The 21,008-nt window shown below is 48.1% G+C and carries 23 protein-coding genes; 6 read left to right on the forward strand and 17 right to left on the reverse strand.

Going from position 1 to position 21,008, the window contains the following annotated elements; translation table 11 throughout:
* Positions 1–28 precede the first annotated feature (28 nt).
* Positions 29–994 carry a nuclease-related domain-containing protein gene (locus B2X65_RS14395; protein ID WP_290613716.1) on the forward strand — a complete coding sequence of 322 codons (966 nt, stop codon included), beginning with the start codon at positions 29–31 and terminating at the stop codon, positions 992–994.
* A gap of 77 nt (positions 995–1,071) precedes the next feature.
* Here the strand turns inward: B2X65_RS14395 and B2X65_RS14400 are convergent, their stop codons facing one another.
* Genes B2X65_RS14400 through B2X65_RS14410 form a run of 3 tightly spaced genes read right to left on the reverse strand, consistent with a single transcriptional unit; the run spans position 1,072 to position 2,851 of the window.
* On the reverse strand, positions 1,072–1,317 hold the full coding sequence (locus tag B2X65_RS14400; protein WP_290613718.1) for a Rho-binding antiterminator: 246 nt from the start codon (positions 1,315–1,317) through the stop codon (positions 1,072–1,074).
* A 9-nt stretch (positions 1,318–1,326) separates the two neighbouring features.
* Positions 1,327–2,121, reverse strand: a complete 795-nt coding sequence (locus tag B2X65_RS14405; RefSeq protein ID WP_290613720.1) for an acyl-CoA thioesterase — start codon at positions 2,119–2,121, stop codon at positions 1,327–1,329.
* A gap of 1 nt (position 2,122) precedes the next feature.
* Entirely contained in the window at positions 2,123–2,851 is a 729-nt protein-coding gene (locus tag B2X65_RS14410) for a PepSY domain-containing protein (RefSeq protein WP_290613722.1), read from the reverse strand.
* A gap of 178 nt (positions 2,852–3,029) precedes the next feature.
* On the opposite strand from B2X65_RS14410, the gene B2X65_RS14415 reads away from it, so the two are divergent.
* Together B2X65_RS14415 and B2X65_RS14420 are read left to right on the forward strand one after the other, a co-directional pair.
* Positions 3,030–3,617, forward strand: coding sequence for a YqaA family protein (locus B2X65_RS14415; protein ID WP_290613724.1), 588 nt, complete (start codon positions 3,030–3,032; stop codon positions 3,615–3,617).
* Positions 3,618–3,809: 192 nt separating this feature from the next.
* On the forward strand, positions 3,810–4,562 hold the full coding sequence (locus B2X65_RS14420; RefSeq protein ID WP_290613726.1) for a DUF4097 family beta strand repeat-containing protein: 753 nt from the start codon (positions 3,810–3,812) through the stop codon (positions 4,560–4,562).
* A 71-nt stretch (positions 4,563–4,633) separates the two neighbouring features.
* On the opposite strand, the gene B2X65_RS14425 is transcribed toward B2X65_RS14420, so the two are convergent.
* Positions 4,634–5,002, reverse strand: a complete 369-nt coding sequence (locus B2X65_RS14425) for a DUF2237 family protein (RefSeq protein ID WP_290613728.1) — start codon at positions 5,000–5,002, stop codon at positions 4,634–4,636.
* 159 nt (positions 5,003–5,161) lie between these two features.
* Between B2X65_RS14425 and B2X65_RS14430 the strand changes: the two genes are divergently transcribed.
* Positions 5,162–6,358: a nuclease-related domain-containing protein gene (locus B2X65_RS14430; RefSeq protein WP_290613730.1), complete on the forward strand. Its 1,197-nt coding sequence runs from the start codon at positions 5,162–5,164 to the stop codon at positions 6,356–6,358.
* Here B2X65_RS14430 and B2X65_RS14435 read toward each other — a convergent pair.
* The 3 genes from B2X65_RS14435 to B2X65_RS14445 form a co-directional block, all read right to left on the reverse strand.
* Positions 6,355–6,855: a M48 family metallopeptidase gene (locus tag B2X65_RS14435; RefSeq protein ID WP_290613732.1), complete on the reverse strand. Its 501-nt coding sequence runs from the start codon at positions 6,853–6,855 to the stop codon at positions 6,355–6,357. The two genes, B2X65_RS14430 and B2X65_RS14435, sit on opposite strands and share 4 nt — an antisense overlap.
* A 2-nt stretch (positions 6,856–6,857) precedes the next feature.
* A complete protein-coding gene (locus tag B2X65_RS14440; protein ID WP_290613734.1) occupies positions 6,858–8,135 on the reverse strand; it encodes a hypothetical protein in 1,278 nt (425 codons plus the stop codon).
* Positions 8,136–8,248: 113 nt separating this feature from the next.
* Positions 8,249–9,166 (reverse strand): hypothetical protein, encoded by a 918-nt coding sequence (locus B2X65_RS14445; protein ID WP_290613736.1) that lies wholly within the window; start codon positions 9,164–9,166, stop codon positions 8,249–8,251.
* Between the two features lie 333 nt (positions 9,167–9,499).
* On the opposite strand from B2X65_RS14445, the gene B2X65_RS14450 reads away from it, so the two are divergent.
* On the forward strand, positions 9,500–11,344 hold the full coding sequence (locus tag B2X65_RS14450) for a cation:proton antiporter (protein ID WP_290613738.1): 1,845 nt from the start codon (positions 9,500–9,502) through the stop codon (positions 11,342–11,344).
* A gap of 30 nt (positions 11,345–11,374) precedes the next feature.
* Entirely contained in the window at positions 11,375–12,301 is a 927-nt protein-coding gene (gene glsB, locus B2X65_RS14455; RefSeq protein WP_290613740.1) for a glutaminase B, read from the forward strand.
* A gap of 42 nt (positions 12,302–12,343) precedes the next feature.
* On the opposite strand, the gene B2X65_RS14460 is transcribed toward glsB, so the two are convergent.
* The 10 genes from B2X65_RS14460 to B2X65_RS14505 all read right to left on the reverse strand — a co-directional run bounded on the left by B2X65_RS14460 (position 12,344) and on the right by B2X65_RS14505 (position 20,848).
* A complete protein-coding gene (locus B2X65_RS14460; RefSeq protein WP_290613741.1) occupies positions 12,344–12,934 on the reverse strand; it encodes a carboxymuconolactone decarboxylase family protein in 591 nt (196 codons plus the stop codon).
* A 96-nt stretch (positions 12,935–13,030) separates the two neighbouring features.
* The gene (locus B2X65_RS14465; RefSeq protein ID WP_290613743.1) at positions 13,031–14,203 is read right to left on the reverse strand and encodes a GGDEF domain-containing protein; all 1,173 of its coding nucleotides are present in this window, start codon (positions 14,201–14,203) and stop codon (positions 13,031–13,033) included.
* A 148-nt stretch (positions 14,204–14,351) separates the two neighbouring features.
* Positions 14,352–14,606, reverse strand: a complete 255-nt coding sequence (locus B2X65_RS14470; protein ID WP_290613745.1) for a TIGR03643 family protein — start codon at positions 14,604–14,606, stop codon at positions 14,352–14,354.
* Entirely contained in the window at positions 14,603–15,310 is a 708-nt protein-coding gene (locus tag B2X65_RS14475; protein WP_290613747.1) for a cupin domain-containing protein, read from the reverse strand. The genes B2X65_RS14470 and B2X65_RS14475 overlap by 4 nt, the downstream gene beginning before the upstream one ends.
* Positions 15,311–15,323: 13 nt before the next feature.
* Positions 15,324–15,695 carry a VOC family protein gene (locus B2X65_RS14480; RefSeq protein ID WP_290613749.1) on the reverse strand — a complete coding sequence of 124 codons (372 nt, stop codon included), beginning with the start codon at positions 15,693–15,695 and terminating at the stop codon, positions 15,324–15,326.
* A gap of 212 nt (positions 15,696–15,907) precedes the next feature.
* Positions 15,908–17,308 (reverse strand): sensor histidine kinase, encoded by a 1,401-nt coding sequence (locus tag B2X65_RS14485; RefSeq protein ID WP_290613751.1) that lies wholly within the window; start codon positions 17,306–17,308, stop codon positions 15,908–15,910.
* The gene (locus B2X65_RS14490) at positions 17,298–17,966 is read right to left on the reverse strand and encodes a response regulator (RefSeq protein WP_290613753.1); all 669 of its coding nucleotides are present in this window, start codon (positions 17,964–17,966) and stop codon (positions 17,298–17,300) included. The genes B2X65_RS14485 and B2X65_RS14490 overlap by 11 nt, the downstream gene beginning before the upstream one ends.
* Before the next feature lie 117 nt (positions 17,967–18,083).
* On the reverse strand, positions 18,084–19,721 hold the full coding sequence (locus B2X65_RS14495; protein WP_290613755.1) for a phosphoethanolamine transferase: 1,638 nt from the start codon (positions 19,719–19,721) through the stop codon (positions 18,084–18,086).
* Between the two features lie 69 nt (positions 19,722–19,790).
* Complete coding sequence (locus B2X65_RS14500; RefSeq protein WP_290613757.1) at positions 19,791–20,498, reverse strand: phosphatase PAP2 family protein; 708 nt, start codon at positions 20,496–20,498, stop codon at positions 19,791–19,793.
* Positions 20,492–20,848: a diacylglycerol kinase gene (locus tag B2X65_RS14505; protein ID WP_290613759.1), complete on the reverse strand. Its 357-nt coding sequence runs from the start codon at positions 20,846–20,848 to the stop codon at positions 20,492–20,494. Before B2X65_RS14505 ends, B2X65_RS14500 begins: the two co-directional genes overlap by 7 nt.
* Between the last annotated feature and the right edge of the window lie 160 nt (positions 20,849–21,008).

Here is a 21,008-nt window from a genome sequence, read left to right on the forward strand (position 1 = left end):
TCAGCATTCCATATATCAGGTACGACTTATGCGCTGTTGGCTGTTTACCTTATTGTTGCTTTTGTTTGGCTCGTCGCTGGCTTATGGCCAACAGCAATACTCTGAAGCTGCCTGTATTTTGCTGCAACAGCAAATTGACCGCTTTAGTAGCCAGCCACAGCTGAGTACTTACCAGGACAGCAAACGCCAGTTTGATAAGCATTGCCAGAACCCGATAGCGGCGCCAGATAAACCGCTGGTGCTAACCAATATCCCAGCTAAACCGGCAGCTAATAGCAACGCGGCTCTCCCGGTTGCACCTGCGTCTGAAAAATTTGATATCGGCGCGATGATGCTGAGTCTGTTTACGCCTTATATTCCCTATATCATCGGCGTGTTGTTGCTTTTAATCCTGCCCGGGTTATTAATTTCACTGATATTTGGCAATAGAGCACGGTTTTTAGGGGCGAAGGCCGAGCGGCAACTGTACCGGCTGTTAGTGCGTGATTTACCCGCAGTCTATAAACATTACCGCAATTTAATTCTGGAAACTGCGCAAGGTGATTTAACTGAAGTTGACTATCTGGTGCTTAGCCCTGTTGGTATTTTTGTAATTGAAGTAAAAAACTACCAGGGCGGGATTGTTGGCAGTGAGCACCAACCACAGTGGACTGTGCAGCATCCCCGGCGCAAAATAAGTTTTCAAAACCCACTACAGCAAAACCTTAAACATACCGCCGCAGTAAAATTTACCTTAGGGATCGGCATGCAGGATGGTAAAACTGTGTATTCGGTAGTGGCGTTTAGTGACATGGCCGAGTTCAAAACACTATTGCCAGCACAAGTATGTAATATCCCCCAGGTAGCGGCTTATATTCAGCAATATACTGTGCCCTGCTTTAGCGACGAGCAGTTACGCCAGTTTGTCGCCAAGCTGAATTTGGTGGCAAAAAATCAACGAGCGCTGCGTAAAGCGCATTTTCAACAAGTTAGAAACCGCCGGAAAGAACATTAAGGGTTAAGAGCGTTAAGAATCAGCTCCAACTGTTAATGTTTAAGCAAGGCCAAAAGCGTTAATCAGGCCCTTATAAGTTATTTAAACCGCACCTGCTGCACATGCGGGTTTGCTACCGTTACTTGCAGCAGAGCAATGTCGTCCAGCACAACCTGTAGTTTGCTATCTTTTCGTTGAATTACCAGACACTCCTGCCGGTTGTCGTTATAACAGGTAGTGTCTGCTGTACCGGTAACAATGGCGCCAGAGTGTAATGTTAGCTTAAGCGGATAATGGTACAGACAGACAATCTCAATATAATCATGTAAGTCGCAGCTAAGCATATTATTTTCCTACGCAAACACCGTTACCGTCTGCCGGCTGATGGCGGCCAGTTTACCATCGGGCTGCCACAATTTGGCGGCAATATGATGATAGCCATCGGCACCATATTCAATTTCGGCCAGGTAGCGCCACCAGTCACTGGTTTGAAAGGGTAAATCGTGGGCGATAAACTCAATGGTCCAGGTGAGTGAGCTGGCAGGCGCCGGCTTATTCAGTAAAGTAAGGCTGACGGGTGGCCAGGCATCGACCAGTGCCAGTAATTCTAGTATGCCAGCCTGAGTGCTTTCGTCGCCAGTCAGCCGGATATCACCACCCAGCTCACGTAACGCACTGCTGCTAAAAGGCAGTTGGCCATGGGCAATGCGGTAGTCAAAGTGGGTGGTAAACTCTGGCACCGGACCTTGTTTGGGCAAGGTCTGGATTTTGTCAGTTTGGAACTGTGGTGCGGTGTCTGCGGCAAGCTGATGGGTTGACGGACGCGCCGCGCCAAAGCTTGCCAGCAGTATTAATGCCACCTGATTATCCTGGTTAATTTCTACCTGCGCCTGAATAACCGATTTACCCTGGCGCAAAATGCGCCGCGTTACGTTAGCCTGGCCGGCGTTTAGCGGTGCGACAAAAGAAACCGACACCGAACGTAGTAGCATGGCATCCGGAATCACCGGCAATAAATGAGCCATGGCCAGTGCCGCCGCCATACCGCCAAAAACGGCCCGGCCCTGGCCCCACGCCTCTGGTACATCAATAATGATACTGTCTGGCTTGTTGGCGTCAAACTGCTGCATAACCTGAGAAAAATGCATGTTAATTACCCACTGTAACTGGATTGGTGTGGCGTTTTCGTGGCCGGAAGCGCTGCCATAACAGCATTATGCCGCTAAAAGTAAATAGCAGGGCACTGGCAGAGAACGTGATAAGTAGGGGGTTATTAAAATTGCTGCGATCCTGATAATCCATAATATGCAGCATCCAGAAAAAATCGAACCAGCGCCAGTTATCAGTGCGTACCCGCATGACTGCACCGGTAGCAGGGTCGAGGTAAAAACGGCTGTTGTCACTATCGGAAAATTGTAGCTGCCAAAGCGGCGCATGCAGCTGTTGCACTTCTTGCGGCAGTTGTTGCAACAGCAGCGTGCTACTTAGCTGACCATCACCCTGGTATTGGGCCTGGCCCAGCTGGCGGATATCCTGCTCGGTCAGTTCTGGCAGCGGCGCGCCGGTCTGGGCGTTGTAGCGATGCATTTTGCCGCTATCATTAACCAGATACACCGGCGTGGCGATAAGGGTATTATTTTGCCAGATCAGGCGTTGACTCAGGTTGAGAATAGCCTGGGCACTATGTTGCTGCAATACCTGCTGTGGGCTTACCTGTGCCTGTTGCCAGTTGGTACTGACAAGCTGGCGTAAATGTTCGCCCCTTACCTGTTCAATGGGCAACACCGCCATCACCAGGCCACTTAAAAACCACAACGTGATTTGAATAACCAACAGCAGGCCTAACCAGTTATGCAAGGAGCGGAACAGTTTCAACATTAATTATTTTTCTTAAAATACCGTAGTTTATCAAAACAGAAAACTGATGGCGTTGCAATATTTCTAACTTCGCTATACTTTCTGCACTGATCCAACGTTAGCGAAACGTAAAAAATAATGAATAGTTTAAAAATAATCGCGGCGAATTACCGGCCTTTAAATCAGGGTATGCTTTCTCATGCTGCATTCTAAAGAACTGTCTGCCCAAACCTGGCTCGATCGTCTGGATAGCTCGTCATACGGGTTACCGCTGTTGTTTTTATTATCAATGATGGAAACCTTACTGATACCTATACCGATAGAAACCATTTTAATCCCCTGGATGCTGACGCAGCGTCGGCGGCGCTGGACCATCGCTACCGTGGCGCTGGCTGGCAACCTAACCGCTGCTGCCCTGGGATATTGGCTGGGGGTACTGGCAATGGAGCAGTGGGGTGATACCCTGGTCAGCTTTTTTGGAGGAGCTGAAGCGTTTGATAGCTTTAGTAACGACATTGAACAAAATGGTTTTAGCTCTATTATGGCGGTGGGGATAAGCCCGACGCCGTTACAAATTGCCATGCTGGCTGCCGGTGCTACGGGTTATTCCTTTCTGATGTTTTTGCTGGCGATCGGCATCTCCCGCTCGACCCGCTATTATGGACTGGCATTGCTGGTGCACTTTGCCGGTGACGCTGCGCTGAATTTATGGCAGCGTTATTCTAAGCAAATAGGTGCCTGTTTGCTGGTGCTGGCCGGTATCTGGCTCTGGTTTATCTTTAAATAAACGCATTGTTGCAACGGGCCGGATAATTAGCCAAATACACCAGTTAGTAGTGAGTTATTCCTAACTATTGGTATAACTAAATTTTAAGTCAATGATTTATATGAATATAATTTAGGCACTTATTTTGCTTCTGTATTTTGCTAAAGCAACACGACATGAAAGCTTTTAACAACAAACTAAAAAGGAAGCACTATGAAAACCGGTATTCTCAGTATCGCCGCCGCAACACTATTAAGTGGTTGTGTAATATATGTGGGCAATGGCCATGCAGGTGACAGGCAGCATGAACAGCGCAACCTTACCCTTGATGCAATAAATTTAAGCGAACTGGTGGCAGATACCGGCGCCGGCAAGCTGGAAATTATTGGTGAAGAAGGGCGGCAGACCATTGATTTACAAGCCAGTATTTACTACTACGATAGCGAAGATATCAGATTGTCATTAGTCAGCAGTGGCAACGATGCGGTGCTTGAAGCTGGCTTTGCCAATAGCTTTACCAGCGGAAACAGCCCTTATATGGATGTCGTGGTAAAAGTGCCGGCCCGGCTGGCGCTTACCCTGGAAGATGGTTCAGGCGATGCTGAAATTCGTGGCCTGCAAGGTAACCTGAATATTGAAGATGGCTCTGGCAACTTAACGATTGAGGGGGGGAATAATGCCAAAGTCGTTGATGGTTCGGGCGATCTGTATATCAGTCAGCTTCGCGGTAACTTGACCCTTGAGGATGGCTCGGGCAGTGCCTACGTTGAAAACATACAGGGCAAGGTGACGGTTGAAGATGGTTCGGGCGACCTGCAAATAAGCCAGATCGGTGGCCTGGTGACAATTGATGATGGCTCGGGTGATATCAATGTTGATGGCGCCGGTGGTCTGACTATTCTGGACGGCGGCTCGGGTAGTTTAAATATTAACGCCATTAACGGCCCGGTCAACATCAACGATTAACCTGGCAATGTCATAAAAAAACAGACGACGATAAAACACGTCGTCTGTTCTATTTAAAGAGCAGCGCTGCGTTATTCTGTTGCATACTGTTGCAGCAACGATAGCGCCACATACTCAAGCGCTTTTGCATGACATGCACTCAGTTTTACCGGCGGTGCCACACCAGCCGCTTCTGCTTCTTGCCAGCGCATGGCGCACAAACACCAGTGGTCACCCGCTTTTAGCCCAGGGAAATCCCACTCTGGTTTTGCGGTAATTAAGTCGTTGCCCTGGGCCAGGGTATACTGCAAAAATGCATCGGTAAGCCTGGCACAAATAACATGGCTGCCACTGTCCTGGATGTTAGTCCGGCAGTATCCATCACGAAAGAAACCGGTAACCGGCGAGAAGCAACACGGTTGCAGTGGCTGACCCAGCACGTTAAGTGGTGAAACTGTCATAGGACTCCATTTTTTGCGGTGTAAGTGAGTGACGGTGATAAGAACGCATAACCGTTAATTTATAAAGAGAATCACCTTAAGCACCATGATGCTAAAACAGCTATTGCTGCATTATGATTCCCTTGCTAGCATCAGTTAATAATTATTACGGGACAATCTATGCGTTGGATGTCATTTTTTTTGCCGCTGTTAATGCTGATTTCTGTTCAGGTGTCTGCCCTGCAACAATATTCAGAGGGCGCTTGTATTTTGCTCGACCAGCAAGTACAGCGTTTCAGCTCACAGCCGCAAAGTAGTAATTACCGCAATGCTAAAAGCGAGTATGACAAAAAATGCCTCAGGCCTACCAAAGCTAAGCCACCGGTGCAGCAAGCCCGTGGTGACAATACTGTTGTTACACCGCAGCCTCAGCAGGCTGCCCCGGAAGTCGTCAGTACCGCAGAACCTGAGCAGACGCAAACTGAAACAGAACAGGCAGAAGTGATTCAACCGGTGGCAGAACTGGCAAGCCCGGTAATCGTTGCAGAAGAACTGCTGCAAGCAGCACCTGAACCAGAGCCTGAACCAGAGCAGAGTGCTGATAACACCATGGCGGGAGTGAGCGATAGCGCTTCTGGCGGAACTGCTACGAATAATTCTGAAGCTGGCAACGCAGAAAATGAGCCGTCAGAGACGTTTGTGCCGGTGCCCGTCATTGTGCCCGCGCCAGCAGACAGCGGCGATTGGTGGCATTATGACAACCTGATAAAGCAGCTGCTAACCAATTTACCGCTGGTTATCGCCAACATTCTGGCTTTTTTACTGGCCGTGTTTTTGCTGACCAACTGGCTGGGTCTTAACCTGCCTGGCTTTAAAGGCATTTTTGCCGAATATAAATTAAACCGCTTACTACGCTGGCGTCTGGCGCGGGGTTACCGGCATTTTCGTAAACTTAAACTGCTGACAGCCAAAGAGGAACTGGTGGTGGTCGATCACCTGGTGCTTAGCCCATTTGGCATTTTTGTCATTCTGGTAAAAGGTGACCGCGGTAATATCTATGGCGAAGTGGCGCAAGCGAACTGGCAGCGGCAATACTTTGGCAGTAAAAAGCAGTTTATGAATCCGTTGCATCAGAATTTTAAAAATATGGAAGCAATTAAGCACCATTTGCAGTTGCAAGGTACTGATTTAGCACAGCATGTACATTCTGTTGTGGCGTTTAGCCGGGTAGCACACTTTAAAACGGAAATGCCAGCCAATGTTACCTACGTTGATACCACCTCTGTTTATCTGAAAAAATTTGAAGAACCGTGCTTTGATGATGATCAGCTAAATCGATTTGCGGCGCTGCTACACCAGGCCAGTACGGCGCTTTAGCGCCCGGCGCTGTCAGACAGGGTAAGAAACAAGCGTAAATCCAGCTCAAGTTGATGGTAATCGGGTTGCATATGCAGGCAAAGTTTGTAAAAGGCTTTGTTATGATCTTTTTCCCGCAGGTGCGCCAGCTCGTGCACCACCACCATTTGCAATAATGGCAGGGGCAGTTGCTTCAGCAGGGCCGCCACCCGTATTTCATTTTTACTTTTTAATTTGCCACCCTGCACCCGGCTAATTTGGGTATGGGTACCCAGGGCGTTATTAATCACGTGAATTTTCGGGTCAAACACCACCTTACTTATCGGCTCGCTGCTTTTCAGCCATTGCCGTTTTAGCTCCATGGTTAGTTCATACAGGGCTTTATCGGTTTGCACCGCATGGCCCTGCTCCGGGTAGCGTTGTTGTAATACCGTTCCCAGCTTGTTGTCAGCCAGCAACTGACGCACCTGCTGTTGCAGGCTATCAGAGTAATGACGAAGGTAGAGCAAATCCTGCATGCTTAAAGCTCAGTTGGTGTTAATGTTGGTTGCTGGCCATGCGGCCATGGCACGCAGATTTCCTGTTCAAGCTTATGACAAAGCTGACCTTCGTTCAGGTAGGGAGGCTGGCCGGTGTAGGGGTTTCGATAGCGCTCAGTATTAAGCTCAGCTGCTGAGACTTCGTGCACCATAGCATGTAACAGATGTAACCTGAGATCCAGTTCGAGTTTTGGCTTCAACAGGTCAAGAAAACGCGGCACTGTAGTGTAAACCATTAATGACCCAACTACATTGCGGTAATTATAAATTGCGATACGCCATGGCTGCGAAGCCACTTTTGCTTTTTGACGAAATGCTGTATTGAGTTTCTCAGAGTGTGCTATTTGCGCTTGAAACTCCGTAGGAAGAATATCAGGGTTTAGAGTGAGTGTTTGATAAAATTGCGTCAACATATTAATAGTCATGTTTGGTTTAAATACAATCGTCGACTGTTCGGTTGCAGGAAGTATGCTGTTTATCGAATTGGCCTGATTCGCAAATTCATACTGCCAGACTTTATTCATTAAACGTTCTGTATTTGATAATGGTGCGAGAGCAGTATCGAAAACAGCCCATTCTGTGAAGCTGGCATGTTGTAATTTTATGAACAATGGCTGATATAAAGATTCGGTATGAATAATAGGTAGAACATGCAGGGTCATCTCTCCGCTATTGCGCATCAGTGAGCGCTCAATGGTCAGCAATGCAGTCAATTTAGCGGCAGCTTTATCCAGCTTATTGTCAGTAATTAAGTAATAGATTTCATTTGCAGCCAGCCGGTATAGCTTTGTCAGTTCGTCGAACTGGGGTTCGGTGATAAAAGTGTCTAAATTGGCGAAGTTATCAAAATTGACCAGCTGATAGAATGCAGCGATGATGGCCTGATATTGTTGAATAACTAACTCGGTTTCCTGGCGCTTAACAAGCAAAAGTTGCTGACACTCTGGCATTGCCAGCTGACAATTCAAGGTTTCTAATTCTAACGTCTTTAAATCCGGCAATCCGGGATAGTGCAATGGGCTGCTTTGATAAGTTTTGTCCTGCATCGCCTGCTGATAACGTTGTAAGGCGTTTGCATAATCGGCCCCGGTCAGGTTTAAGCCTAGCAAATAGATAATCGCGTTATTTTCTAAATCAGGCTGCTGCTCAGTAAGCTTTAACCATGCTTGAGCCTCTGGTAGCAGCGGGTCATCCCGGAATAATTGATACGAAAAATAAATGAGCAACACCACTAGAATCGCAATTACTAATCGCAGCATTTTTGTCCTAATGAGTTATTGGCAAAATAAAGCCAACAGTAGCACAACCCTAATTAAGCGTGTAACCATTGTTACAATTCAAGCAGCTTGTCTCTGCCTCTGGCGCCTGACCGTCAATCAGGCAACCTTTGAAAGGTGGCTTTGGTATTGGAGGCCATAAAGTAGCTTTGCCATTGCTGCAGCGGCAACTTGTATTGCACGGTTTGATCTTTATAGCTCACGGTGGTGAGGCCGTCAGGTTGCCAGTCAAGGTGAATTAACACCGCTTCGCCGGGGGTAATATCGCTGGCCAGCGCTTTACGAAAAGGCTTGTAGCCAGGCATGATGTATTCAATCATCAACAAGGCACTGGCTGCATCTTGTGGTTGCAGCAAAGACACCCGCAAGTAATCATTGTCCGGATCACCTATTTGTACATTGGCGTACGCGGTTACCTTTTGATCGTCAGCTAAAATGGGGGTCAGTGACATGTTGAAGCTGACACTGGCCGGCGCCATTTCCAGCGGCAGCGGATACAAACCAAAACGGCCTGGCGGCACGTTTAATGCCAGCAATTGTGGTTTGACGTTAATTGCGTTATTAACCAGCTGGCTGGGCGCGGGTGACATGCTGTGATCTGGCGTCTCGCTTATCCGATAAAAAGTATTGATGCTGCCATCTTCAGCCCTGACGCTAAACTGCGATTCATTTTGCACCAGTACTTTATTACAGATATTCTGATCATCCGGCGTGTACGGCTGTTCGGTAACAATATCGAATGTTTTATAGGTCAGATTAAGGCAAAACTGATCGCTACGCTGGCGCCAGTAACCGGTAGCAATGTATAGCAAATCATTGTCAACACCGTAACCATATACATCGCCGTTATCGAAGTATGACACGTAACTACTACACGTTTTACCGGCATCGGTGGACTGACACCATTTGCCCTGCTGGGCTTCGGCAAAGGGGGGGAACAACACCACTATTGAAGACAATATCAGTGCACTACTCAGCGCACTACTCAGCGCACAACTAAAGGTATACTTCATTATTACCTCTACTACGTTAAATCTACTTCGTTACATCAGCTACGCCTTCACAATAATCAGCAATTGTACGAAAAGCAACCAATTATTGATGGCTTGTCACTGGCAGTTTCAGCCCCTGGCACCGCGTTGTTTTAGCAACCTGAACGTTGTGGCGCATTAAAATCTCATTTGTTCTTGTTTATGCTCATGTTACTGTGTTCGTCCTGAGGTGCAGTAAGCACATTAACGCTATCGCCTGACGTGATACATGGCCGACGCCAACAGGTATTTTTTTATCCGCCAGATCAAAAATTCGCTGGCAGGCTGTATTTTTCTGCTGAATATGGAGATCCCATGCACACTGCCACTCTGTTGCTGATCATGCTAAGTGCTGGCCTTGCCAGCCAATGGCTTGCCTGGCGCATTCGGATCCCCGCTATCGTGATTTTAATTGCCACCGGCCTTATTCTGGGCCCGGTGACCGGGGTAATTAATTTAGCCATGTCGCAAACCGAACTGACCGAGCTGATAGGCATGGGGGTGGCGATTATTCTGTTTGAAGGCGGCATGGATCTGAAACTGGGTGAATTCCGGCGGGTAGGTCATGGTATTGGCCGCTTGACGATAGTGGCGCCGCCACTGGCCTGGGTGTTGGGCGCCGCCGCCGCACACTATGTCGCCGGGTTAAGCTGGCCGGTATCCTGGGTGTTGGGGGCTATTCTGGTGGTAACCGGGCCAACCGTTATTTTACCGCTGCTGCATCAGGCCCGGCTGAACCGGGAATCGTCGTCCTTGCTAAAGTGGGAAGGGATAGTAAACGATCCGGTTGGCGTATTGCTGGCGGTTCTGACATTTCAATATTTTACGCTGGCTGGCAGCGATTGGTCACAGGTTGCGACGGGGCTGGGTACCGCTATCGCTGTAGCGGCAGTGCTTGGCGGTGCCGGTGGCTGGCTTACTGGCTGGTTGTACCGGCGTGGTGCCGTACCGGCAAACCTGAAAGCACCGTTACTTATGGTGTGGGTATTGGGCGCGTACTGGCTAAGCAATCAGTTTCAGCATGAGGCTGGCCTGCTAACGGTTACCGTGATGGGGCTGGTCATTGGCAATATGAAGCTGGTTGAGCGCGATCCGCTACGCCGCTTTAAAGAAAACCTGACCGTCGTTTTATTGTCAGTATTGTTTATTGTTATTCCATCGCAACTGAATATTGAGCAGCTGGACTTGTTAAACTGGCGGGTAGTTGCCTTTGTGCTGGCGGTATTGCTGCTGGTGCGGCCCCTGAGTATTGCTCTGGCAACGTTAGGCGCACCAATGCGTGGCAAAGATAAAGTGCTGTTAGCCTGGATAGCGCCGCGCGGTATTGTGGCAGCAGCAACAGCCGGTATTTTTGGCCCGGCTCTGGTCGATGCCGGTTATCCGGATGCTGCAGCGCTATTGCCGATTGTGTTCCTGATCATTATTGTTACGGTTCTGGCGCATGGTCTTACGCTGGCACCGTTGGCTCAGAAAATGTCGCTGGCAGCAAAGGAAGAAAACGGCCTGCTGATTGTTGGTGCCTCGCCGTGGACCCTGGCTCTGGCGCAGACATTAAAAAAATTAAAAGTTGATGTGGTGGTAGCCGATGGCTCTTATCAGCGGCTGAAACCGATCAGAATGAACGGCATTAAAGTGTATTATGGCGAAATTTTATCTGAGCATGCCGAGCATGAGCTGGAAGATGAGCATCTGAGTTTTTTGCTGAGCGCCACCGATAATTACTACTACAATGCCTTGGTGTGCAAGGCTCAGGGCCACGAGTTTGGCCATCACCGCACCTTTCAGCTGGCGCCGCATCAGGAGTCGGATATGAAACATAAGCGGCTTACCTTGCAACAACGCGGTTATTTCTCGTTTGAAGCAACCACCGATTTTTACACGTTGCAGCAACGCCTGACCGACGGCTGGACCGTGCAAACTACCCGCTTAAGTAAAGACTTTGATTTGGACCGGTTACAAAGCCGGCTTGGTGAGCTGGGTAAAGACTGGATATTGCTCGGCTGTGTTTCTGCCCAGGGCGAGTTAAAAATATATTCCTGCGAACAGCGCTTTAAGCCTACCCTTGGCTGGACCTTGCTGTATTTCGCTGATGAGAGCAAAGTGATCACCACGGAAGAAAAAGCCGATAAACAGCCAGCAGAACCAGAGAGTGCATTATGATGGCTAGCAAGTTCAGGCAACGGGGGGAAAATGGATCATCGCGCTGATTTAACCCCGATGCTGCAGCAGTTGCTGACTGAATGCAGGCCATTGTACCAACAGGGCAAAGTCGCCAATTATATCCCGGCTCTGGCTCAGGTGGCACCGCAACATGCTGCGGTTGCCGTGGCAACACTGGACGGCCAGGTGCATAGTGCGGGCGATGCGCAGCAGAATTTTTCGTTGCAAAGTATCTCCAAAATTTTTGGTCTGGTTATGGCCATGAACCGACTGGATGACGACTTGTGGCAGCGGGTGAACATGGAGCCGTCAGGTCAGCCGTTTAATTCTATTGTCCAGCTGGAGTGGGAGCAGGGTATTCCGCGCAACCCGGTCATTAATGCCGGCGCCATTTTGGTAGCGGATGTGCTGGTAAGTCATTACTCAGCAAGTAAAACGGCTTTTTTGACTTTTTTGCGGCGCCTTACCGGCGAAGAGAATATTTACGCTGATCAGCAGGTGTATTTATCTGAGCTGGAGCACGGAAATCGTAACGCTGCACTGGCGTATCTGATGAAAAGCTTTGGTAATATTGAAGCCGAGGTTCCGTTGGTGCTGGAGCATTACTTTCATCAATGTGCCACGGCAATTAATTGTCAGCAGTTGGCCCGCAGCCTTTTATTTCTGGCGAATCGCGGGGTGCAGCCACACAGTAACGAGCAAATTTGCAGCCGGCGTGATGCCCACCGGGTAAATGCGATTTTATCCACCAGCGGTATGTATGATCAATCCGGTGAATTTGCTTTTCAGGTTGGCCTGCCCGCGAAAAGCGGTGTGGGTGGCGCCATCGTTGCGATAGTGCCGCAGTTTGGAGTGATCACCGCCTGGAGCCCACCGCTAAACCGCTTTGGTAATTCGGTGGTGGCCATGCAACTTATCAGGCAACTGGCTGATGAGCTGGGGCTATCATTATTCTGAGGCTGTCATTGTTCTGTGTAAATGACCCCAGCCTGGCAGCGCTTACTGATGTTTACCGGGTGTCCAGCCTTTTGCTCCAAGCAAGGCTTCGCCTGAGGCAACTGCGCCTTCTTCCAGCGAGGTAGCCATAGAATCATTCCAGCGGTTCAGATAGCCAAAAAGGGCGATAACCCCCATAATTTCTACAATTTCGCCATCATCCCAGTACTGGTGCATCTGGTTCTGAATGACCTCGTCAACCGCATTAGGAACCTGGGACGCTGCAATGGCTAATTCGAGTGCGGTCCGTTCGGCGGCACTAAATGCCGGATGGGTTCGAAATTGCCAGATATTGGCAAGCTGCTCGTCAGGGGCACCATAGCGCTCGGCTGCCCGAATGGTATGGGCCTGACAATAACGGCACCCCGTGGCATAACTCGACACATAAGCGATTAGCCGCTTCAGCGCAGAAGTAACCCGGCCGTTGTTCTCCATTACTGCCATATTCAATTGAATAAACGCTTTGGCAATAGCCGGCCGGTGGCTCATTGTCAGCACACTGTTCGGGCAAAAGCCCAGGGTTTCATTGAAGAAGCGGGCCAGTTCAGCCACATCGGGGTTGGCATCAGCAGTTAAGGGGGGCACAAAAGCCATAGTAGATCCTGATAAGTGTAGTTAGATTAGGCTAATGTAGCATCTGCAGAATGTTAATACACCATAACGGTTTTGCCGTAGTGAGCCGCCGGTTTGTCAGTGTCCTGTCGTTGCAGCAATGGTATAAGTGCAAATCTGGTTACGGCCGCTGTTTTTCGCTTTATACAGCGCTTGATCGGCCTGCAGTAATAATTCCTGACAGTTATTGCTGACGCTGTTGCTGGCTAAGCCGGCACTGATGGTAAGCTGTAGCTCAGGATAATCCGGTAGTGCAGCGCGTTCTATTTCCTGACGAATACGGCAGGTTATTTGTTTAGCGGCATGCAGATCGGTATCAGGTAAACACACGACAAATTCTTCACCACCGTAGCGAAACAGTAAATCGTAGCTTCGTAACTGCGCGGTGGTTATCGCAGCAATATGACAAAGTGCAGCATCGCCTGCAAGATGGCCATGCTTATCATTAACCTGTTTAAAATGGTCAATGTCAAATATCACTAGACTGCAGGGTCTTGCCAGACGCTGACAATGATCAAGTTCTGCGCTGATTTTCTGCTCCATGGCGCGACGGTTGAGCAGGCCAGTTAATGCATCGCGCTCTGAATGCTGCTGGAACGTCAGCTGCTGATGTCGGTAAACCAGTAAAATACTGCTGCCGAATACCAGTAGTGCAAAGGTGGTCAGGCCAAAAAAGCCAACGTTGTGGACAAAGGTATGGTTATCCCACAAGCCTAATTGCCATTTCTCTGACAATATCAGCAGGAATCGAAAGCTTATTTGAGTAATGTTAAATACAAAGGCAAGTTTAAGTGCCAGGTAAACGCCAGTTAAGTCAGTGTGACGTTGCCTGAAGAGTAAATACAGGCTAAGTGTATTGAGAACAACGATCACCGGAAAATTTAACACTAAGCGATTAGCAGTAGCTGCCATGACTACATCACTAAAATGCATGATGAAAGTAAGCAGTGCAAGAATCACAAACCATCGCCGCTTCAGCGGCAGTCGAAAATACTGATACAAACCAGCGAGCAATGCCAGGTGCAGGCTTATTATTAGCGTATTGCTAAGTGCAGGCGTTGACCAGTAAGGAAGGGGTAAGCCAAGGTGATATAAGGTGCTCAGGCTAGAGCTGGCAAACATGCAGCTGGCTGCAATGGCCCAGTACAACAGGTAATGCTGGTGTTTATCTGCCAGATAAAGCAACCACAACAACGTGCCTGCGCCGCCAGCAATAAACACATTAACGATGGTTAAAGTAAGTACATCCATTTACTTATGTTCCGCTTGTAGGTTCAGCCGAACATTAGCATGTTTGTATCCAAAAGCGAATATGAAAAACAGCTAACAGCCTCTTGGTTTGATCTACATTAAACTACTGGCAAGTTATGCTGTTAGTATGTCCCACGTCTCCGTTGGCTCAGCGTTTATATTGGGTAGGACAATAAGCCCGATTTATTTCCGGATGGCGTAATTTCAAATGTTTGGTTTTACGACCGCTTACCCGGGCGCGCCATAGGCGAAACGAGCCGGCTTTAAGCTCACGGCGCATAATTTTAATCAGGTCCGGTTCGCTTACACCATACAATTGCTCAATGGCTTCAAACGGGGTGCGGTCTTCCCAGGCCATTTCAATAACGCGGGATAAATCCGCAGCATTTAACTCAATACTCATTGGCTGGTTGCCTGTTCACTTGTAATAAATTTATCACCCAGTAAACCAGCGCCCAGATGGCCCACTTTGACATAAATCAGCGCCCCCTCTGCACCGGTAAACGGTGCATGCTGGCTGTAGCGGGGGCTACGTAACCAGCTGCCAGCCGGATACTGCCCTTGTTCGTCGCAGAACAAGCCTTCAAGCACCAGTATTTCTTCGCCGCCAACATGCATATGGCGATTAAAGTGGGTATTTGGCGCCCAGCGCACTAAGGCCGTACTAACGCCATCATGTTCATGCAGTGGTAACACAGATAACCCTGGCACCAGCCCCGGTCGCCATTGCTGTGCATGGGTGTCGATAACCAGCTGTTGCTGATCGCTGCCAGCAAACTGCCATAGTTTTACTAACAGAGTACAGCCATCACGTGAAAACGGTTGATGTGACGTACCTGGCGGATTGCGCAGGTAAGTACCCGCCGGATAATCGCCATGCTCATCGCTGAACACGCCTTCGAGCACCAGAATTTCTTCGCCGCCGTCATGCGTATGGCTGCTATAACCGCTGCCAGCAGCGTACCGGACGATGCTGGTAGCACGGGCCACTTCACCACCTGCCCGATCCAGCATCATTCTGCTTACTCCCGAAAGCGGGGAGTCAACAAACTGATACTGCTCAGGCAAAATAACCGCCCGTTGGTTAAAGTCGCTGTTTAATTGCATTAGCGGTTAACCCTTAACCGAAATGACAAAAACACAATTTGTTGCCATCAACATCTTTTACATAGGCGCCATAAAACTTACCAGCAATCCGCTGGCCAGGCGCGCCATCACAGCTTGCCCCCAGCGCAATGGCTTTGTGGTAAAGCGCATCCACTTTTTCTTTTGAACCAGGCTGAAATGACACCATGTTGCCATTCCCAGGACTTGCAGGTTGCTTGTTAAACGGCTCACAAATGGCCAGCATGGGTTGCGCCATGCTTTTACCCAAAAAAGCGATACGGCCCATATCCATTAGCACTTTTGAGCCAAGGTCGGCAAATAGTTCACTGTAAAATGCTTTGGCCGCGGTTAAATCGTTTACACCCAGTGTGACATATCCAATCATGAAATTACTCCGGTTAAGTTAAACATCTGCTGATGGTGACTGCTTACGACACCAGCAAGAGATTGGAGCAGTAAGCCGTCACTTTTATTTTTAAGCGTTCCGGGCAGCGGTTGCACAGAGCGCAACGACTTTAATGTCTGCAGTTTTTACGGCTTAAATCTAACGCTTTGCCGCCGCAAACGCTATTGTCAGTCATTACAGAATAGTCTAACTCAGTCTGGCCGGTTCGGTATCCCTGACAAAGTAATGAATACATCGAGGCCGCCTATCATGTTAACCTTAAATTCCAGACTGCCCTTATGCAACTCCACAATATGTTTAACGATAGATAACCCCAGGCCGGCACCTTCTGTTTGCTGATGTTGTTGATGGCGATAAAACCGGTTACCCAGTCGACTGGGGTCAGCCTCAGTGTTACCGCTATTACTAATTTTGATCAGTATATGCTGGTGGCTATCCTGTCTGCTCAGGATCACCACTGTGCCATCAGCGGGGGAGTACTTAGCGGCGTTATCCAGCACATTTCGCAGCACACTTTGCAATAGCGTGTTGTCACCATATATCTGACAACTATCATCAAGTTCCAGCTGCCAGGTTACTTTATCCAGCAATTTAGCCGGCAACTGTGACAGACTGTGATGCAGCAGTGGCGTCACTGCTATTGCTGTGCAATCGAGATGCTGCAGATGGTCGAGCCTGGCGATCGACAGCAACTGATTAACCAGATGCGACATGCGTTTGCTGCCTTCTGTAATGGCATTTACTGCTTCAGTTACTTCAGCCGGATCACTGGCGCTACTAAGGTTTTGGGCATGCAGCTGCAAAATACTCAGGGGGGTGCGCAGTTCATGCGAGGCGTCGGCAATAAAACGTTTTTCTTGTTGCAAGTAGCTATAGATCCGTTGCAGTAAGCTGTTAATTGCGCTTTGAATAGGTTGCAATTCACTCGGCAGTGCCAGCTTTATTTCATGTAATTGCTCAGGGGTTTTATTGGCTACTTGCTGTTGTAACAATTGCAATGGGCGAAGTCCCAGCTTTATCACCAGATAAATTAACAGGCTAAGCGGTAACATCATAAACAAAATAGGCCGTACCTGAGCCTGTGCAATATGGGCACCCATTTCCTGGCGGATATCTTCGCGCTGGGCAGTAAAAATCCATAAATCTTCTGCCGGCACAAAGTAGCTGAACGTCACCCACAACACACCATGCTCAGTGATTTCATGGTAACCCGCTTCGCGTTTTGGCGTTGGAAATTGCAACGCATTTTCTGACAACATAATTAGTTTGTCGCCACGTTGTGCCTGAAACGCAATTTTCCCTTCATACTTGTGGCCATCAAGTAACCGCTCCTGTTGGGCAGTAAGTGACTCGCCCATGTCAGTAATGTGCGGCACTGCCACTACGACGGGCTGATTGTCAGTATTGGGCAAGGGACTGCTGCTAAGCAGCAAACTTATTAGTTTGGCGCTTCTGGCCAGCTCAGCATCGTAAATTTCGTTGAGCTCATGCAGTGCGTCACTATAAGTCAGGTAAGCGTTAACGCTCAATGCGCCAAGCATTAGCAGATTAATCCCGATCAACAGGTAAACTTTAATACTGTTAATTGCCATAATGGCTTACCAGCATATAACCCACACCACGAACGGTTTTGATGACTTCAGAAGTGAGTTTTTTACGTAGGTTGTGAATATGTACCTCTATGGCATTACTTTCCGTTTCGCCATCCCAGCCATAGCTAAGCTCTTCAAGGTGCTGGCGCGACAATATACGATCGGGTTTAAGCATAAATTCTTTTAACAGCATAAATTCGCGTCGGGTCAGCGTGACATCATGCTGCTGAAACTGGCAGTGATGGTTGCTCAGATTTAAGCTAATACCGGCCAACTGTAAGCTGTCATCGACTCGCTGCTCCTTTCGGCGGCACAGCACCCTAATCCGCGCTTCCAGCTCCAACACATCGATAGGTTTTACCAGATAATCGTCGGCACCGGTGTTTAGGGCCGTAAGTTTAGTATCAAGCTGCCCCTGTGCTGTGAGTACCAAAATGGGCATAACGACAGCGGAGTGGCGCAATTGACGAATGATATCCAGCGCAAAGCCATCAGGCAGGCCTAAATCCAGGATCATTAAAGCAAAATCGCTGTCTTGTGCGGCTATCAGTGCCTGCTTACCCGTGCTGCAATGCTCTGGCTGATAGCCCATCCGTTTCAGGCGGGTAATCATTCCCTGTGCCAGTAACTCATCATCTTCTACCAGTAAAATACGCATTTAATATACCCAATAGATCCTGATAGGAACGCACAATGCGGTTTATCTAACCATCATACAACAAGGTGCAAAATAAACCTGCCGTACGTCGTTTTTAGTACTATAACCTTTTCTTTACTATGACAGAGTACAAGGCCAGATAAAATCTAGCCGTGCATCTTTGCTGCTGCTGGTTACTTCAAATAGCGAAAGTACAGAATTAAACACATAGTCATGAGACAAGCCTTTTTGTTGGCTGATACAGTCGGTATTTAAAGCCAGACGCCGGGTAAAACTTTTAGACAGCCACAACAGCATTGGCACTTTGGTTTGCGCGTCCGGCGCCATCCAGTAAGGTAAACCATGCAAATATACGCCGTTCTCGCCTAACGACTCGCCATGGTCTGACACATACAACATTGCCGTATCAAACTCATCAGATAAACCGTCCAGTAATGATATGGTGCTATTTAGCAGCTCATCAGCAGCAACAATGGCGTTGTCATACGCATTAATAATATGTTGCGGTTGACACTCGCTGAGCAAGTTACTTTTACACTCGGGCAAAAAGTGTTTGTGTTGAATTTCGCTACGCTTGTAGTACTCCGGGCCATGGTTGCCTTGCTGGTGCAACACGACAAAAATTGGCTGGTTATCGTTTTTGGTTTGCGCAATTTCCTGTCGTAAATTATGTAACAAAGCCATATCCGGACAAGCCCCTTCTTCGCAATCGAAGGTGCTGTTATCCGCAAAGCTATGATCAATTACCACTCTGTTGCACATGCTTTTGCACCCGGAGTTATTGTTGCGCCAGATAACCTTTACTCCCGCCCGCGCTAACACATCCAGCACATTGTCGGAATGCTTTGCCAGATTATCATTGTAGTTAGCTTTATTCAGGTAGCTTAACAAGCAGGGTACCGACACCGCAGTAGCAGTGCCGCAAGCGTCGATAGCACCAAAATTAATCAGATCGCGTTGCGCCAGCAGCGGGGTGGTATTGCGCAGGTAGCTGTTAATACCCAAGTGATCAGCCCGAAGGGTTTCACCCAGAACCATGATTACCAGCTTCGGTTTATTTGCCTGCGGAATTATTTGCGCATCCTCGGCGTATTGGATAAACGCCGTCGGATGACCTTCCGCAATTTTACTTTGTATTACGCCCACTGCTGCAGCAAGGGCATTCAGCGGGACCGCCTGATGTTTAAGATAGCGGTGCTGTCGAAATACACCAGCAAAGTTTTGGTACTGTGATGCAGCCAGCCCTGAGACTAACGCAACCACAATAAAAAGTAGTGCGCTGTATCGTTTAACGCTGCGGCTTAGAGAGCGTTGTTGCGGTTTTATCCAGAACAGCAAAGCCAGTGGCAATAGCAGATAGCCGACAAAGTAAGGCAGCATGGCACTGCTTAATAAGCCGGTCACTTCATGGCTGTCTGTTTCCAGCGCGTTAATCAGCATGCTTTTATCCAGCAGTACACCGTATTGTTGCATAAAATACTGGCTGATAGCTGCTATAATAATCAAAGTACTTAACCAGACTTTTTGAAAGTTTCCGATGCTAAATAGCTGACAAATAAATATATTAAGCAAAAACAATAATGCCATCAGCGGCAAAGACAGTTGCCAGCCACCTAAAGGTAGAATGCTCTTTATAAAGCTTTGGTTAAACATCAGGGTAAGCAGCAGCGCAACACTTATACTGAGCAGCTCACGCGTTATTTCAGACTGCATTACCTTTAATCGTGTTGGTGAGATGGAAATGTCGAGGTTCATAAAGTTACCGCACTAATGCTAAATGTAGCAGTCAGTGTGTGTCTTTGAGCTTAAGGAATACTTAACCGTTTAGCGCTGACTCGACGTTGTTTTATTATTGTCCGGGGTAAACAACATAAAGCAAAATTTTGCCGATAACATACACAAGGTCAGTGTGGTTAAATCATGTGATAAAAAATGAGCACCACGCAGCTGTTGCGCCAGACCGAGGATCACACCCAATATCAGGCCGGTCGCTAAAGCGGTAAATTGCCACTGAGGTTTTACTTTTTTGAAAAAATAAAAGAGTGCCAGCCACGCATAGCCAACACTCGCGTGTCCTGCGGGAAAGCATTGCCTATAAGGTAAGTATGATGGTCGGTTTTGTAATAAGTGAAAGTAAGGTTCAGCACCGCCAAACATGGTCAGGTCCCATGGACAAGCAATATTGGTAATGGCTTTTAAGTACGCGACCATTACAAAAGAGACGAATAAAGACAGGCTTAAGGCCGCAAAGCTGTCGGCCAGCAACTTATGGCTGCTGCGTTTTAGGTTAAAGTAGCCAGTGAGTAACAGTACCAGCGCGCAGGCGACATAATTTAAAATGCGGGCGTCTTTATGCAGAATATTCTCTGTAAACCAATGTTGTTGTAATGACCACTGGTAGCCCTCTAAGGCGTAAAATTTATTGGCAAGCCAGATGTCGCCGCCACCCATATCTAAAATCAGCAGGGCGATGAGGTATAACAGTAACAACCGGTATACCGTTCTGTCACTGATGTAGGCTTTTATTACCACAGAATAACTAGCCAGACAGCACCGGCGCCAAGCAGCGTGATCAGCACAGCAGCTGATGCCAGATCTTTGGCTTTACCACTAAGCTCATGATACTCGGCACCAATGCGGTCAACGACAGTTTCAACGGCGGTATTCAGCAGTTCGACTATAAGCACCAGCAATGCACTTAGCAACAACATGCTACGTTCGGCAGCGCTGATATCCAGCCAGAAAATGATGAGCAGCAGCGGGATGAGCGCGGCAATTTCCTGCCTTAATGCCGCTTCGGTTTTTAAACCGGCCGCCAAGCCCTGCCAGGAATACTTACTTGCATAAAACAACCTGCTTAAACCTTTTGCTTCAGATTTCATCGTTTTTTTCACCTTTAATCAACCACATTAGTATCGCCGTTTTATCTTAAGAAAAGCTTAAGCTTAGTGCTCTAGCATCAAATAACCTTATGCTGTGAAGTGATTATTACCGGTAATGAAAAAAAACTTACGCTCTGTATCAGGCCCTTATTATTTGTTA

Source organism: Arsukibacterium sp. UBA3155 (genome assembly GCA_002364615.1).
Classification (GTDB): Bacteria; Pseudomonadota; Gammaproteobacteria; order Enterobacterales; family Alteromonadaceae; genus Alishewanella.